Source organism: Peijinzhouia sedimentorum (assembly GCF_049340005.1).
In the GTDB taxonomy this organism is placed as follows: domain Bacteria; phylum Bacteroidota; class Bacteroidia; order Cytophagales; family Cyclobacteriaceae; genus CAXBDP01.
In genome coordinates, this window is record NZ_JBMPIY010000003.1 from 218,590 (window position 1) to 233,533 (window position 14,944).

The 14,944-nt window shown below is 39.0% G+C and carries 14 protein-coding genes; 7 read left to right on the forward strand and 7 right to left on the reverse strand.

What is annotated here, in order from left to right; translation table 11 throughout:
- Positions 1 to 162: 162 nt before the first annotated feature.
- From plsY to ACOXY8_RS06545, 3 genes are read left to right on the forward strand one after another with little or no spacing between them, the layout of a single operon-like run.
- Positions 163 to 795 carry a glycerol-3-phosphate 1-O-acyltransferase PlsY gene (gene plsY, locus ACOXY8_RS06535; protein WP_458330755.1) on the forward strand — a complete coding sequence of 211 codons (633 nt, stop codon included), beginning with the start codon at positions 163 to 165 and terminating at the stop codon, positions 793 to 795.
- Positions 796 to 803: 8 nt separating this feature from the next.
- Positions 804 to 2,177, forward strand: a complete 1,374-nt coding sequence (locus ACOXY8_RS06540) for a dipeptidase (protein WP_458330756.1) — start codon at positions 804 to 806, stop codon at positions 2,175 to 2,177.
- Positions 2,178 to 2,217: 40 nt separating this feature from the next.
- Positions 2,218 to 4,290: a cytochrome c biogenesis protein CcdA gene (locus ACOXY8_RS06545; protein ID WP_458330757.1), complete on the forward strand. Its 2,073-nt coding sequence runs from the start codon at positions 2,218 to 2,220 to the stop codon at positions 4,288 to 4,290.
- 487 nt (positions 4,291 to 4,777) lie between these two features.
- On the opposite strand, the gene coaE is transcribed toward ACOXY8_RS06545, so the two are convergent.
- From coaE to ACOXY8_RS06580, 7 genes are all read right to left on the reverse strand, one after another.
- Positions 4,778 to 5,386 (reverse strand): dephospho-CoA kinase, encoded by a 609-nt coding sequence (gene coaE / locus ACOXY8_RS06550; protein ID WP_458330758.1) that lies wholly within the window; start codon positions 5,384 to 5,386, stop codon positions 4,778 to 4,780.
- Complete coding sequence (locus ACOXY8_RS06555; protein WP_458330759.1) at positions 5,379 to 6,359, reverse strand: hypothetical protein; 981 nt, start codon at positions 6,357 to 6,359, stop codon at positions 5,379 to 5,381. The genes coaE and ACOXY8_RS06555 overlap by 8 nt, the downstream gene beginning before the upstream one ends.
- A gap of 3 nt (positions 6,360 to 6,362) precedes the next feature.
- Complete coding sequence (yajC, locus tag ACOXY8_RS06560) at positions 6,363 to 6,680, reverse strand: preprotein translocase subunit YajC (RefSeq protein ID WP_458330760.1); 318 nt, start codon at positions 6,678 to 6,680, stop codon at positions 6,363 to 6,365.
- A 10-nt stretch (positions 6,681 to 6,690) separates the two neighbouring features.
- A complete protein-coding gene (locus tag ACOXY8_RS06565) occupies positions 6,691 to 7,206 on the reverse strand; it encodes a DUF1573 domain-containing protein (protein ID WP_458330761.1) in 516 nt (171 codons plus the stop codon).
- A gap of 24 nt (positions 7,207 to 7,230) precedes the next feature.
- Entirely contained in the window at positions 7,231 to 7,530 is a 300-nt protein-coding gene (locus tag ACOXY8_RS06570) for a YtxH domain-containing protein (RefSeq protein ID WP_458330762.1), read from the reverse strand.
- Between the two features lie 17 nt (positions 7,531 to 7,547).
- Positions 7,548 to 8,723 carry a transcription antitermination factor NusB gene (gene nusB, locus ACOXY8_RS06575; RefSeq protein WP_458330763.1) on the reverse strand — a complete coding sequence of 392 codons (1,176 nt, stop codon included), beginning with the start codon at positions 8,721 to 8,723 and terminating at the stop codon, positions 7,548 to 7,550.
- 134 nt (positions 8,724 to 8,857) lie between these two features.
- Complete coding sequence (locus ACOXY8_RS06580) at positions 8,858 to 9,958, reverse strand: Glu/Leu/Phe/Val family dehydrogenase (protein WP_458330764.1); 1,101 nt, start codon at positions 9,956 to 9,958, stop codon at positions 8,858 to 8,860.
- Positions 9,959 to 10,120: 162 nt separating this feature from the next.
- On the opposite strand from ACOXY8_RS06580, the gene ACOXY8_RS06585 reads away from it, so the two are divergent.
- The 4 genes from ACOXY8_RS06585 to ACOXY8_RS06600 all read left to right on the forward strand — a co-directional run bounded on the left by ACOXY8_RS06585 (position 10,121) and on the right by ACOXY8_RS06600 (position 14,596).
- Positions 10,121 to 11,914: an ABC transporter ATP-binding protein gene (locus ACOXY8_RS06585; protein WP_458330765.1), complete on the forward strand. Its 1,794-nt coding sequence runs from the start codon at positions 10,121 to 10,123 to the stop codon at positions 11,912 to 11,914.
- Between the two features lie 722 nt (positions 11,915 to 12,636).
- Positions 12,637 to 12,864: a hypothetical protein gene (locus ACOXY8_RS06590; protein WP_458330766.1), complete on the forward strand. Its 228-nt coding sequence runs from the start codon at positions 12,637 to 12,639 to the stop codon at positions 12,862 to 12,864.
- A 12-nt stretch (positions 12,865 to 12,876) separates the two neighbouring features.
- Positions 12,877 to 13,932 carry a hypothetical protein gene (locus ACOXY8_RS06595; RefSeq protein WP_458330767.1) on the forward strand — a complete coding sequence of 352 codons (1,056 nt, stop codon included), beginning with the start codon at positions 12,877 to 12,879 and terminating at the stop codon, positions 13,930 to 13,932.
- 22 nt (positions 13,933 to 13,954) lie between these two features.
- Positions 13,955 to 14,596 carry a hypothetical protein gene (locus ACOXY8_RS06600; protein ID WP_458330768.1) on the forward strand — a complete coding sequence of 214 codons (642 nt, stop codon included), beginning with the start codon at positions 13,955 to 13,957 and terminating at the stop codon, positions 14,594 to 14,596.
- Positions 14,597 to 14,944 lie beyond the last annotated feature (348 nt).

Here is a 14,944-nt window from a genome sequence, read left to right on the forward strand (position 1 = left end):
ATAAACTCATTCTGGTAATTCGTAAACTCCAACCTCTGGTCGGCATGATTTCCGGCAATTTAAAAATGAAAACCAACAATCCTCGCGCCACCTCTATCCTCCCACAATATTGATTGAGGGTTCCAATTAACTTATCTTTGTATTCTTCGTTGAAAAATTCTTATGCTTATATATATTTTTTGTGTTTTAGCTGCATACTTATTAGGCTCTATTCCAACATCCGTTTGGGTAGGCCGTATTTGGTTTGGTTTGGATATTCGAGAGCATGGTAGTGGCAATGCCGGTGCTACGAATACATTCCGCGTTTTAGGCAAAAAAGCAGGCATTTTTGTGATGCTGGTAGATATACTCAAAGGCTTGCTCGCAGCCACAGTTGCCTTAATTTTACTGAGACAAGGTATTATCGAAAGCGAAATGCTCATTTTGTGGAAACTAATTTTAGGTATTATTGCTATTATTGGACATATATTACCTGTATTTGCAGGCTTTAGAGGCGGTAAAGGTGTAGCAACTTTAGCAGGAATGATGATGGGCGTGCAATGGGAAATTACACTCATTTGCGTATTTATATTCCTTATTACACTTTTACTCAGCAATTACGTTTCGCTTAGCTCAATGGTGGCAAGTTTGAGTTTTCCACTACTTGTGGTGCTTGTTCCCGGCTTTCAGCAGGACAATCTAATACTACCTATATTTGGTTTTGCTTTATTTGTTGCGGTAGTTTTTACCCACAGAAAGAATATAAAACGCCTCATTCGAGGTGATGAAAATAAAACATATCTAATCAAAAAATAGCTTTTCACATGTCGGATCAAATCAAAAATTATATAGAAAGCAATCAAGACCGCTTTTTGGATGAACTTTTCGAATTGCTCAGAATTCCTTCTGTAAGTGCCGATGGCGCCTACAAAAATGACGTCATAAGAGCTGCTAAATTTGTAGAAAAAAGTTTATTGAAAGCCGGTGTAGATCATGTGGAAATATGTGAAACGGCTGGTTTTCCGATAGTATATGGTGAAAAAATAGTGGATCCTAACTTGCCAACCGTACTTGTATATGGCCACTATGATGTGCAACCTGCCGATCCACTTCACTTATGGGATACACCAGCATTTGAGCCTGAAATCCGAAATGGAAAAATCTTCGCTCGTGGCGCATGCGACGACAAAGGGCAGTTTTATATTCACATAAAAGCCTTTGAAACACTCTTGAAAAATGGCGGCCTTCCTTGCAATGTTAAGTTTATGATCGAAGGCGAGGAAGAAGTTGGCTCAAATAATCTCAACATATTTGTCAAAGAGAATAAAGAAAAGCTCAAAGCAGATGTAATTCTGATTTCTGACACGAGTATTTTTGCTATTGATTGCCCGTCGATTACAGTTGGCTTGCGCGGAATGAGTTACATCGAAGTAGAAGTTACTGGCCCAAATCGCGACCTTCATTCAGGTGTATATGGTGGCGCTGTGGCCAATCCAATCAATGTATTGGCTAGAATGATTGCCAGCTTGCAAGATGATGATAAGCGAATTACAATCCCAGGCTTTTACGACAAAGTAGTAGAGCTAACCAAAAGCGAAAGAGCGGCTCTCAATGCTGCACCAAGGGATGAAGAAGCCTACAAAAAAGAATTGAACGTAACTGCACTGGAAGGTGAAGCAGGCTATACAACACTAGAAAGAACCGGCGTAAGACCAACTTTGGATGTTAATGGCATTTGGGGCGGATATATCGGCGAAGGTGCCAAAACGGTTTTGCCATCGAAAGCGCATGCTAAAATTTCAATGAGATTGGTACCAAACCAAAGTCCAGAAGAGATTACAGAATTATTTATCAAGCATTTTAATGCCATTGCGCCTGATAGTGTAAAGGTAAAAGTCACTCCTCATCATGGTGGTGAACCCGCAGTAGTTTCTACCGATTCTAATGCTTACCGTGCGGCAAGTGCGGCATTTGCTGAGGCTTGGGGCAAAGAGCCAATTCCTACTAGAGAGGGTGGCAGCATTCCAATCGTTGCCTTATTCCAGCAGGAATTGGGACTCGATTCAATCCTGATGGGCTTTGGTTTAGACTCTGACGCAATACATTCACCAAATGAAAATTTTGGAGTGTATAATTTTGTGAAAGGAATTGAAACGGTAGCTTTATTCCACAAGCGATTTGCTGAAATGAATAAGTAATTCTCCGAACTTTTTCTTCCATAAATCCATTTATCTCAATATGTCACACTTACGGGTAGTTTTTTCCTCCTTATTGGTACTTCTTGCGCTAAGCAGTTTTGGACAAATCCAGCCTCCACCAAAATGGACGTATTCTTTTGATGCAAGTGAAGCCAAAGTTGGTGATGAAGTAGAGCTAATTTTCAAAGCAGATATTCCCCAAAATTGGTATATCTATTCTAATGACTTTGATAAGGACTTAGGGCCAACACTTACTACAGTGAAGCTGGAGTCACATCCTTCCTTCGAAATAATTGGTGAGCTTACTCCAATAGATCCAAGTCGCAAATATGACGAAGTATGGGCTGGTGAAATTAGCTATTTTATGGGCACTGGGGAGTTTCGCCAACGAATTCGGATCCTGCAAAGTGACGTAAAAATCAAAGGCAATATCGATTATCAGATGTGCATAGAAATGCCGAATGACAGTCGCTGTATTCCTTTCGATGAAGATTTTACCTTTCCAGCAATTAGCATTTCTGGAAGTGCCAGTGAGGAAACAGCTAGGGCGGGTGAAGCTGATTCTACAGAAAGTGAAGAGCAAATTACACCACCAGTAGTAGAAGAAAATTCACCAACTGAAGCCCGCCAAGCCATTCCGCTTGAGCCGATTGATGCAAATGGAAATACTGGTGAAATGAGCCTTTGGGCATTTATGGTTTTATGTTTTTTGGGTGGTATAGCCGCTTTACTCACTCCATGCGTCTATCCGATGATTCCGCTTACGGTGAGCTTTTTTACAGGCAAATCCAAATCACGCAGACAAGCACTGATTCAAGCATTTTTCTATGGCTTTTCTATTATTGCAATTTATACCATATCCGGTACCATTGTAGCCAAAGTGAGTGGGCCTGAGTTTGCGAATTGGCTCAGTACGCATTGGGTTCCAAATGTAGCCTTCTTCGCTATTTTCATCTTTTTTGCATTAGCATTTTTGGGAATGTTTGAAATAACGCTGCCAAGTAGCTGGGTAAATAATGCCGATAAGCAAGCAGATAAAGGTGGATATTATGGAACATTCTTTATGGCCTTCACTTTGGTATTGGTTTCCTTCTCGTGCACGGGACCTATCGTGGGCACTATCTTAGTAGAATCAGCGGGAGGGCTAGTCCTAAAGCCAATTTTAGGCATGTTTGCCTTCTCGATGGCCTTTGCTATTCCATTCACTTTATTTGCCATATTTCCAGAGTGGCTCAATAGCCTACCAAGGTCCGGTGGCTGGATGAACACCGTAAAAGTGGTACTTGGCTTCCTCGAGCTGGCTTTAGCATTTAAGTTTTTGAGTATTGCGGATCAGGTGTACCATTGGGGCATTTTGGATAGGGATATTTTCTTGGTTATTTGGATTGCTGTTTTTATTGGGCTTACTATTTATTTGTTTGGCTTTATACGCATGCCTCATGACGATAAAGTGGAAAAACTTGGCGTACCTAGACTATTATTAGCACTGACCAGCCTTGGTTTTGTTATCTACTTGATGCCAGGCTTATGGGGAGCACCACTCAAAGGATTGGCAGGTTACCTCCCGCCAATGAAAAGTAATATGTTTACTTTCGCAGGTGGAAATACCGCCTATACAGATGGCGAAAACCAGCTTTGCGATATTCCAAAATATGCTGATTTGTTTGAATTGCCACATGGACTGCAAGGCTATTTCGATTACGAACAAGCATTAGCTTGCGCCAGAACACAAGGCAAACCACTCTTTATTGACTTTACAGGACATGGCTGTGTAAACTGCCGTGAAATGGAAGCGCGCGTATGGTCCGATCCAGCAGTGCTCCAGAGACTGCGGGAGGATTTTGTGATTGTGGCATTGTATGTAGATGATAAAAGTACCTTGCCAGAAAACCAGTGGTACATAAGCGAATACGACAACAAAGAGAAGAAAACCATCGGCAAGCAAAATGCTGATTTCCAGATTACTCAGTTCAACAATAATGCGCAGCCTTATTACGTAATTCTCAACCACCAAGAAGAATTACTCATACAACCCAAAGCCTACGATTTGAATCCAGCCAATTTTGTGGCCTTCCTTGATCAGGCTAAAGCAAGTTTTGAATCGGGTAAATAGGGTTTTAATATTCTTTAAAATTATTTTATTGATCAAGCTAATTGATTTATATTTTCAGTATTAATAACGTAATAAGATCCTTAAGCACTTTACATCGAAATCAAATTATGTAGACCTCTTTGATATAAGAGATGCTTGGTGTTTTTATTTGGTAAAAGGTTTGGTTAAATTTTACTTAACAACTTGTCCAAGTTACTTTAAAACTCGAAGTGCGACTCCAATTGTATTCTAAAATTCTACGTATATACTTTTCGGGATCATGTCTAGCTAAACTTGAATAAAAAAGAGGACTATTTATTTCGAAGGTCATTTCATCGTGGCCATCAGATATTATGGCTACAAGGTAAATTTATACTTGTACCATGATTTTTATGTGGAGGTATTTTACAACCACAAGGAGGACAGGATAGAGAAAGTTTTAATCTTAGACCACAGCTGCACACGGATGAAATTTTATGCAGATCAGATTTCTCTTGGGAAAATAAGTCTAGAGAAGGGCTGATTTGAGCAATTGCTTGTGAAGGGAGATTACTTGAGGGATGACCAATCGCTGATCGTCATTTACAATTACAGCATGTGCCTTTTTCTTCTTTTCTTCATCGGGCATTTGGCGGGCAATTATGTTTTTCACATCTTCTGAGCTTCTATTCAGGTCACGCAAAAGCACTCTTCTTATACGGATTCGTTCTGGCGCATACACTGCCACAATGAAATCTAATTCTTTGTAGCTTCCCGATTCGTACATAAGTGCGGCTTCTTTCACCAAATATGGATGATTCGCATTTGCAGCTATCCATTGCTTACCATCTTCACCCACCCGCGGATGTACCAAACTGTTGATTAGCTCAGTCTTCTCAGGATTGGAAAAAACTTCGCTTGCAAGCCAAGGGCGATTCAATTTTCCATTTTCCAAATAAGCCTTATCTGAAAATGCATCTTTTATAGAATGGATCAATTCTGCGTCATTCTCCATCAACCATTTGGCGCGAGAATCGGCATCGTAAATGGGAACTCCCAGGAGGGAAAATATTTTGGTGACGATAGATTTACCAGAACCTATTCCGCCGGTGATGCCTACCAAGTATGGTTTACTCATTTCTTTCAAAAATTACTTCAATCTCGATAGGATCAATTTCAATTTCTCTGGCAAATCCAGGATAAGCAATCAGATATGGCCGTAATGTTGAATCTTCTTGATTTAAACGATCATAATCTAAACCAACTTCCCAAGGGAAAATAAGTGCTGATGGAAAGGAGTCTTTTGGCGCCTTATACTTCAGTTTCACAAATGTTCTACGAGGAAATATGGCAGGATTATCAGGGAAATTCAGCAAAGTTAACTTTACTTCTTGATCGAATATGCCAAATTCTATTAGCTCAATAGTTACTGTAACGGCTGAAGGTGAAAGCTGATAAAGATTACTCCCCAATGAACCCACCGAAACCTCCGTAACCAAATCTTTAGAAATATTCCTTTCAGAAATATCCAGCATCAATTCATCTGGAAGGGCATTTACATACGATAGAGGGCCAGTTACTTCAATCGAATCGGGCTCAATAAGAATTGGATTATTTACTTTGAAATTCTCGGCAAGAGATAATCTTAGTGTATCAACCGCCAATTTTAGCTTACGAGTACTAATTCGCTCTATATTGAGCATGATCGTATCTCTAAGCACCAAATTCAGTCGAGTTTCTCCAAGCCTTTCTGTAAGATCCGGATTCAAGCTTGAGCCCAAAATATACTTAGCCTCAACTGGATTACTTACTGGCACCACAATAGGATTCATCTCGAAGCCGAATGACTTACGCAGCAAGTCCCAACCACCGCCAGTTACCTCAATTGGGATTTCTTTTGGCAAAGGCTTGATCGGAACATAAAGACTATCATCAAAGGTAATTTGGAATGGATAGTTGATTCTTGTGGTGTAATTGCTTTTGTTCAAAGCATTAAAAAACCAAAAGGTGGTTGCCACTACTAAACATAGCACAATCACCTTCCAGCTATCCGTCTTTTTAGGAGTAAGAAGGCTACCTAGGAATTTCCAAAATGACCTTAGTACTCCCATGTATTATTTCTTTGCAGTATCCATGTATTGTTTACTTGAATCAAGCGAAATGGCTGATTTCTCAAACACCATTCTAGTTCCCTTATCTACTTCAAGTGTTACTGTTGTATCTTCAACAGTAAGGACTTTCCCATGTAGGCCGCCAATAGTCACTACCATTGCGCCTTTAGTCAGACTCTCAGAGAAGCTCTTTTGATCCTTTTGTTTTTTCTGCTGTGGGCGGATCATAAAGAAGTAAAATACTAGGATGATACCACCCCAAAGGAGTAATTGTCCCATCCAATCACCCCCACCCGCTTGCGCTAAAATAAATGCGTTCATTATAGATAGTTTATGCTCTTGGCTCTACGTAGCCTTTGATTGAAAGTCTTGAAATGCTAGGGTTTGTATTAGCAGTAATCGTAATGATTGGGTTCTGCTGGAATGGCTTACCTGAGCTGTTGAATTCTACTTGGATTTGACCTTTTCCACCCACAGGTATTGGAGTTTTGGAGAAAGAAGGTACAGTACATCCACAACTTGCAGTTGCATTTTGAATAATCAATGGAGACTCGCCCACATTTACGAATTCGAAAGTATGTCTTACAACTTCACCTTCAGGAACAGTTCCGAAATCGTATTCGGTTTGCTCAAATTTGAACAATGGAGCAGGACCCGTTTGGGCATTTTGTTGGCTAGTTACCTGATTGGTTTGTGGAATACGGCTTTCCATATTGATACCACGATTTTCAACTTCAGCCAACCTTCTTTCAAGATTAGTGACTCTTTGTTCGAGCTCAGAATTGTCTTGGCAGCCAAATGAAATGCCGACAAGTATTAAGCCTGCAATTAGGATTTTCGCTTTCATAGTTTAATGAATTGTTGATTAGAATTATTTTTTATTTTTCAGTTGTCCGATAAGGTCGTCTACATCGTCAAGCAATCTTTCCGCTTTTTCTTTTGCATCTGTGATTACTTTTTCGCTGTCTGTTTTTGCTTTGTTGAGCGGTTTCTGTTGTTGATCCATAAGTTCCTCAACAAGTTCTTCCAATTTCTTTTTGTATTTATCTAGTCTGTAAGACAGCTTGTCCCTTGTATTGGTGCCTTTGTCAGGTGCATATAAAATACCGACTGCTGCTCCAGTGGCTACACCCACTAGGAAGGCAAAGAATGTTCCGCTTGATTTACTCATTTTATATGTCTTTTATATTATTTATTATCAATTAAACCTCTGCCACTCTTTTTCAGAATTCCTTTCTCTTTCAGCTCAATTCCAACTGCATCCAGTACACCATTGATGAATTGCTTGCTCTTAGGAGTACTATACAATTTTGAAATTTCAATATATTCATTAATTGTCACTTTTACAGGAATCCCTGGAAAATTAAGCATTTCTGCAATAGCCATTGATATAATGATACGATCCATCATGGCAGTTCGTTCCACTTCCCAATTTTTAAGCAAATGTTCGAAATATTTCTCGTATTCTTGCTCCTTTTCTACACATTCGTCGAACAGTGTTTTGAGGAAAATATCGTCTTCTTCCCAGTTTGTGGAAAGCTCCATTACTTCAATCTGCTCAGACTCCAAGTCTAAATCTTTAATAGTCTTTTTTACCATACTTTTTACGATCTCTTTGTCTTCAGACCAGTTGAGCTCGTAACTTTCAAAGTAGGACTTGATACCATCGTATTTGAAGACAACCTCCCGCGCAATAGCCCAAAGTATGTCTTTGTCTTCTTCAGCTGTCGGGTTCGATTTGGAGATATATTCAAGGTATGAACTGTTCTTCTTCAATGCATCCTTATACCATTGCCACACCATTTCTGAATCTTGATTCCAATCTGCATGGTTTCTCAGAAGCACATTTGCAAAATTCTCATCTGCTTGAAAGGCTTTGATATAGCGATTTTCAACCAAATTGAATTGACCGGCATCAATCGGCGTTTCGAAAAAAACTTTTTGCTTACGTTTAAGCTCTTCGTCTGCTGCATTTGCAAACTCAACGATGAGGTTCAGGCTTTTCAAATAGGACTGAAATATCTTTTGGGTTTCGGCGATTAGCTCCTTGCGATGATGCTCTACATCTTTTTGAACTAACCCTCTGAAATGTGCCACAGCGTTGATTACGGCATCTTTAGCACGTTTTGGCGTATCCTCTGGAAAGGAAATTCGACTATTCTGAAAGTCGGTTTTGAAGATATTGACCGCTCCTTTTTGATAGACTTTTAGTAGTTCCATATCCTCAGGTTCGGCCGCAAGTAGATCGGGCTGCAACTCTTCTATGATATGATTGATAGCCAAGTTAAAATCAGACTGCTTACTTTGTTGATAAGCATAAACAGCCTGCATGGCTTTAATTCTAAGGGCTCTGCGATTTAGCATGAATTAAAAGAACGTTTTATCTAGGGTGCAAATTTACAAAACCTGAAGGGAATACTGGGATATATTCAGATTAAAAAAAAATCCCCCTTAAACTGAGACGAAAAAGGGGGAATTAATTCAAAATTTAAAAACTATCAGAAGGAAAGCTTTACTTTTCCCATATCGTTAATTCTCTTGTTTGCTAAGGCTATTGCAGCCTTTTGCGGGTTAATACCATCCTTTTCAGAAAGGTTGAGAATATCGGTACAAGTATCATAGATTTTCTCTGCTTGGCCATAGGCTCTGTCACGATTGTAATTGCCGAGGTATTCATTGTACACATTGATCAATCCTCCCGCATTTATTAGGAAATCTGGTGCGAAAATGATGTTGCGATCAACAAGCATATTACCATGCTTCTCTTCCTCATGTAATTGATTATTTGCAGCACCAGCTACGATATCACACTTCAATCTATCAATTGTATTGTCATTGATAATTGCACCCAAGGCACAAGGAGCAAAAATATCTGATTTCACATCATATATTTCATCCTGACCAACTATTGTTGCACCATACTCTTTAGCTACAAATTGTAAGCGATCCTGAAAAATATCGGTAACATAAACCTTTGCATTTTCCTTGGCAAGATACTCTACAAGATATTTACCTACTTGCCCAACTCCCTGTACAGCAATTGTTTTCCCCGTAAGACTATCACTTCCATACGCTTTTTTTGCAGCTGCTTTCATGCCCAAATATGTGCCGTAAGCCGTAACCGGAGATGGATCACCACCACCACCTAAAACTTGAGGAAGGCCAGTTACGTGGTCTGTTTCCATTCCAATATATTCCATGTCGCGAGTACTCATATTCACATCCTCAGCTGTGATATACCTACCACCAAGGCTTTCTACAAATCGACCAAAGCGACGCAAGAAAGCTTCCGTTTTCATTTTCGGATCGCCAATGATTACTGCTTTGCCACCGCCTAAGTTCAACCCAGATATTGCAGCTTTGAATGTCATACCACGACTCAGACGAAGCACATCTATCAAGGCGTCTTCTTCCTTTTCGTAATGCCACAGTCTTGTACCACCAAGCGCCGGACCAAGCACAGTATTATGAATGCCAATTAACGCACGCAAACCTGTAGGCTCATCGTAGCAATAAACCAATTGCTCATGACCCAATTTGCTGATTTCTTCGAAAGCGGAGATTTTTTTTACGCCTTCTATTTCATTTACTTCTATCATTATCGTCCTTTGTATAGTGGTTGAAATAAGATTACAGGGTGGCAGGAAAATTATATTTGGAAATACGACTCTCTAAGCCGCCACAAAAGTAGATTATTTTTCAAACTATTTCAATGCTATCCGTGTAATCAATAAATCCGTCTATCAAATTTTGACTCGTTTGTGAAAGAACTCAGCTACCTCAACAAATACTTATACAAGTACAAGCATCTTCTTTTGCTAGGGATTTTATTCGTTATCATCTCCAATGTATTTGCCATTATTCCAGCGCAGCTTGTACGTGATGCGATAGACCTAGTGCAAGAAAATCTTCAGTTGTATTTCGTATTCAATGGTTTTGAATTACAGTCGGATGTTTATACCAATATTGCAGGTGCAGTGCTTGTATATGCAATCCTTATGTTGGTGATGGCTCTATTGAGAGGAATTTTCCTGTTTTTGGTTCGTCAATCCCTTATTGTAATGTCACGCCATATTGAGTATGATTTGAAAAATGAAGTATTTGCTCATTATCAGCAATTACCCTTAAGTTTCTATAGAAAAAATAACACAGGCGACCTTATTGCAAGAATTTCGGAAGATGTAAGTAGAGTGAGAATGTACCTTGGCCCAGCCATTATGTATGGGCTCAATCTGATTTCACTATTCTTTATGGTGATTCCTTATATGCTTTCGGTGAACCCAAAACTCACTTTATACGCGCTTATCCCTCTGCCATTTCTATCTCTCAGCATTTACTTTGTCAACAATATTATGCAAAAGAGATCAGAGGAAATTCAACAGAGTTTATCTGGTTTGAGCACTTTTGTACAAGAGGCATTTTCAGGTATTCGGGTGATCAAATCATTTGTGCGGGAGGAAGATTCCTTAAATCAATTCGATAAAGCCAGTGAAGACTACAAAGAAAAATCGCTGAAACTCTCGCTTGTAAATTCTCTTTTTTTTCCGCTAATCTTGGCGCTTATTGGGTTGAGTGTGATTCTGACCGTATATATCGGCGGGGTTGAGGTAATCAATGGAAATATCACTTATGGAAACATCGCTGAATTTATCATTTATGTAAATATGCTTACATGGCCTGTGACATCACTAGGCTGGGTTACATCGATTGTTCAAAGAGCTGCTGCTTCGCAAAAAAGAATCAACGAATTTCTGAAAACGGAGAATCATATCACGTCCGAGCTTAATATTGAGCGGGAGGTAAAGGGAGCTATTAGCTTCCAAAATGTTTCATTGGTTTACCCGGATTCAGGAATTAAAGCACTCAATAATATTAGCTTTGAAATTGACGAAGGCGAGTCCATTGCAATTATTGGTACTACGGGTTCAGGCAAAAGCACTATTGCAAATCTAATTTGCCGCATGTATGATCCAAGCGAGGGCGAAATTTTGGTAGATGGCCAGTCTATTAAGGATTATTCATTACCATCGCTTCGTGGGCAGATTGGTTATGTGCCACAGGATGTCTTTTTGTTTTCAGATACCATCGCTAATAATATTGCATTTGGGAAGGATGATATCAGCAAGGATGAAGTTCTTCAGGCTTCAGAAAATGCCGATTTAGCAGAAAATATTTCTCGCTTTCCGAATGGCTATGAAACGCGTCTGGGTGAAAGAGGTATCACTTTATCGGGTGGACAAAAACAAAGAGTTAGTATCGCCAGAGCGATTGCGCGTGATCCTAAAATATTGGTCTTGGACGATTGTCTTTCTGCCGTTGACACCAAAACGGAAAACGCCATCTTGAATAGTCTTAAAGGCGTAATGCAGGATCGGACTACAATTATCATTTCGCACAGAGTATCTTCCGCCAAACTAGCAGACAAAATTGTGGTGCTTGATGATGGCCGCATCATCGAGCAAGGAACTCACAAACAGTTAATGAAGAAAAACGGAGCCTACCGAGAGTTGTATGAAAAGCAGCTGATGGCTGAGGATGAGGTTGGTGAAGTTTAAATTGAGAGAAATATAGTGCCTTAGAGTTTATAAAAACACTAAATAACTCTTAATCTGAGCTCCAGATTCTAAGTCAATCGATAATTACTTACAGACTGCCTAAAAACAAGCAGATTAAAGAGCAACTATTGAAAGTTATCCTATGCAAGAGGCTTTACTAAATATCAAATTTTAAGCTAGGGTGCTGCAATGTTGAAAACAGGTGCCTCCAAATCTAAAGGGAGGAATAACCTTATTCTCCCTGATGTAGATGGCCTTTTAGGCTTGAGGCAAATCGATAAAACCACCGGAAAAGGAATGGCCTGAATTGTACTCGATGACAAAAACCCTTCGTATGATTTTGATACGGTGAAAGGGATGATTTTCTCCAAGCCGTCCAAAATGTGTTGGTTTGCGATACCATGAATTAATTTCCAAGATACAATCCTATACATAAAGGCCGCCCGGTTTGGATGGCCATTTTTATGTTAAAGCCAAATTTTCCTACAGACAAGCATCCCATGGCTAATATCAGCTCTAAACTGATACCGAAATAAAGAACTAGGTCTAAGAAGAAGCGTGAATAACATACGTTAAAATAGACTAATATTTAGTTTATTTTTACTTTTTTTAAATAATGTCGATTTTTTATTAAAATTTTTGCGTCAATATTTTTGATATTTATTAATTATTTAATTAATTCATTAATATTTTAATCATTATTAAAATAAATCAGTACAATCATGAAAAAAAGAGTAAAAATTCTCGCATCCGCCTTCCTTTTTTTAGGCATTTCCTTCTTAACCTTTCAAACGTCTAAAGCTACCGTAACGGGTTATAGTGTGGTTGATTTCGGATCGGGTGAGTGGGCAATTTATCGCTGTACCCTAGGCCCAGAAGGTTGTCAATCTGTATTAGCAGATAACTGGCAAGTTCCGAGTCTGTGTAGTAACGACGGTACTACTCAATAAAAAATTACTTTTATGAAATATCTATTCATCATTTTCTTATTCTTTTTGACAAGCTGTAACAACTCGAATACTGAGTTGGTACAGCTTGTTTCGGACAGTGCGGTGGTTAAGCCACATGAGGATATATTTATCCATTGCCTTGCGCCTGATGGTTTTCACTTTGCCCAAGGAAAAGTTATCATTCTTAATAGTTGTGGGGATTATCCGCTCCAGATTATTGATTTGGCCAATGATAAAGAACATTGGGTGGGTAGTTTTGGCGATGGCCCCAATGAAATTGGTCATGCAGGAGGTATGCTTAGCTATGTTGATGAACCAAACTTATTAATCAAAGTAATTGATCAAAGAAAACAAAGTATTTTTCGAGTTATGGCTCAGGATGATGAATATTATCTACAAGAAGAAAAAAGTTTCCCAGCGGTGATTTCTGAGTATAATGACGTTATAGAGCTTGAGGATGGTAGCATTCTTTACAATCGACTTCAAGCGGAGTACAATATAGGTAAGTGGCTGCCTGGTGGGGAGGAATTATTTGTTATGGATTTTCAACCGGATATTGGTTATCCAGATGGAAGTGGGGATAGTTTTTGGCTTGCTGAAAAAGGAATGGCCTATTATAATAGCTTAATTGTAAACCCAAATAGCGGGAAAATTGTGCAAATTTTACGGATGTACCCCTATATGATCGCCTATGACGATCAATTGCAACTCATAGAAATAAAACAAACCGAAGGCAAAATTCCCCAGCTAGATTGGTCTCTTTCAGGCTCAAGAAAGTTTGAAGGCTTCCCTTTTCTTTCTTTAGAAGCGCAGGCAGGTTCAGACTATTTTTACGTTCTTAATCCAAGACTTATCTATCGCCCATTTTCTAAAGAAGAACCTATTGATCCATCGATCGACATCTACAATTGGGATATGGAAATGGTAGCTTCCTTGAAACTGGACAAACTCCTGAGAAATTTCACCATTGATTTCAAAAATAAAAAATTATACGGAGTTACTTTTGGTTCAGCAGATCAGGTCTTGGGAGAAGTAAGCATACCAACCTCCTTACATCCGTTCTTTTGATTCACCTTAAATTCTAAACCCCATGAAACGTTTACTCAAACTATTGATCCTAATGTTTTTATGCCAAATATCCTTCGCCAGCTTAGGACAAGCAGTAATGGATGAGTATATGCTAAAAAAAAGAGCCTCTGAATTGCAGGTTTGGAATGAATCGTCTCCCGGTGAAAGGACACCGAATGCACTCGCGGCTTTTCGTTTAAGTGCAGAAGGGTGGACAACTTATTTTTCTAATTGGTACCAATTAATTATAGCAGCCGGGATGGAGGATTACTACGATTCAAATGATTTTATAGTTAATTTCTATGTACTGGACGAAAGCTTTGAAAAATTACCCGAGGAGATGAGAAAGCGAATGATTGACCCAAAAAACAAGGAAAAAATTCAAAAATTCTTGAAACATTACCTATGCATAAGTAAACCCTATGAAACCTTTGTGGATTTCGCTGAGGTGGGTAATATAAATAATCTTAATGGCGAAAACATAAATATCAAATACCAGGTGGCCCCTGTTCCGGAAAGCGATAAACGCAGAAGTCTAAGTGATATAGCAATAAAAACAGCTACTGCGAATGGGATAAAAATTGGCATACATGGACGAAAAAACAACCAATTAAGCGTTATGCTCCTCGACTTTTTCCCCGGAACCCTTGATTACTTTAAATAAAGGCTGATCACAATCGCCGCACCAGCCTGTAAAAATCAATCATGGTAATGCGAAAAGCCTCCAAATCTAAAGAGAGGAATAACCTTATTCTCATTGATGAAAATGGCCTTGTCCTGTTTTCGACATAAAATTTTCTAGCTTACTAACATACTTAAAATCAGATATTTATAATTTTAACATTTTGAATTTGGGCACTGCAAGTTAATTTAGGTGGTGTTTATCAAAGAAAACAGGAACAGAAGTGGCTCCATTGACCAACCAAACCAAATTCTACTTTTGATTCTAAATCTGATATATCTTTTTGCTCAGTTTTTCCGCAGCCATAAAGGCTTACAGCAAATAGAATGA

Bases quoted from the DNA above. Each gene is read 5' to 3' on its own strand.
- ACOXY8_RS06555 (WP_458330759.1), bottom strand. From the start codon at position 6,359: ATGGGAGTACTAAGGTCATTTTGGAAATTCCTAGGTAGCCTTCTTACT.
- nusB (WP_458330763.1), bottom strand. From the start codon at position 8,723: ATGCTAAATCGCAGAGCCCTTAGAATTAAAGCCATGCAGGCTGTTTAT.
- ACOXY8_RS06540 (WP_458330756.1), top strand. From the start codon at position 804: ATGTCGGATCAAATCAAAAATTATATAGAAAGCAATCAAGACCGCTTT.
- coaE (WP_458330758.1), bottom strand. From the start codon at position 5,386: ATGAGTAAACCATACTTGGTAGGCATCACCGGCGGAATAGGTTCTGGT.
- ACOXY8_RS06580 (WP_458330764.1), bottom strand. From the start codon at position 9,958: ATGATAGAAGTAAATGAAATAGAAGGCGTAAAAAAAATCTCCGCTTTC.
- ACOXY8_RS06600 (WP_458330768.1), top strand. From the start codon at position 13,955: ATGAAACGTTTACTCAAACTATTGATCCTAATGTTTTTATGCCAAATA.
- ACOXY8_RS06590 (WP_458330766.1), top strand. From the start codon at position 12,637: ATGAAAAAAAGAGTAAAAATTCTCGCATCCGCCTTCCTTTTTTTAGGC.
- ACOXY8_RS06565 (WP_458330761.1), bottom strand. From the start codon at position 7,206: ATGAAAGCGAAAATCCTAATTGCAGGCTTAATACTTGTCGGCATTTCA.
- ACOXY8_RS06595 (WP_458330767.1), top strand. From the start codon at position 12,877: ATGAAATATCTATTCATCATTTTCTTATTCTTTTTGACAAGCTGTAAC.
- ACOXY8_RS06545 (WP_458330757.1), top strand. From the start codon at position 2,218: ATGTCACACTTACGGGTAGTTTTTTCCTCCTTATTGGTACTTCTTGCG.
- plsY (WP_458330755.1), top strand. From the start codon at position 163: ATGCTTATATATATTTTTTGTGTTTTAGCTGCATACTTATTAGGCTCT.
- yajC (WP_458330760.1), bottom strand. From the start codon at position 6,680: ATGAACGCATTTATTTTAGCGCAAGCGGGTGGGGGTGATTGGATGGGA.
- ACOXY8_RS06570 (WP_458330762.1), bottom strand. From the start codon at position 7,530: ATGAGTAAATCAAGCGGAACATTCTTTGCCTTCCTAGTGGGTGTAGCC.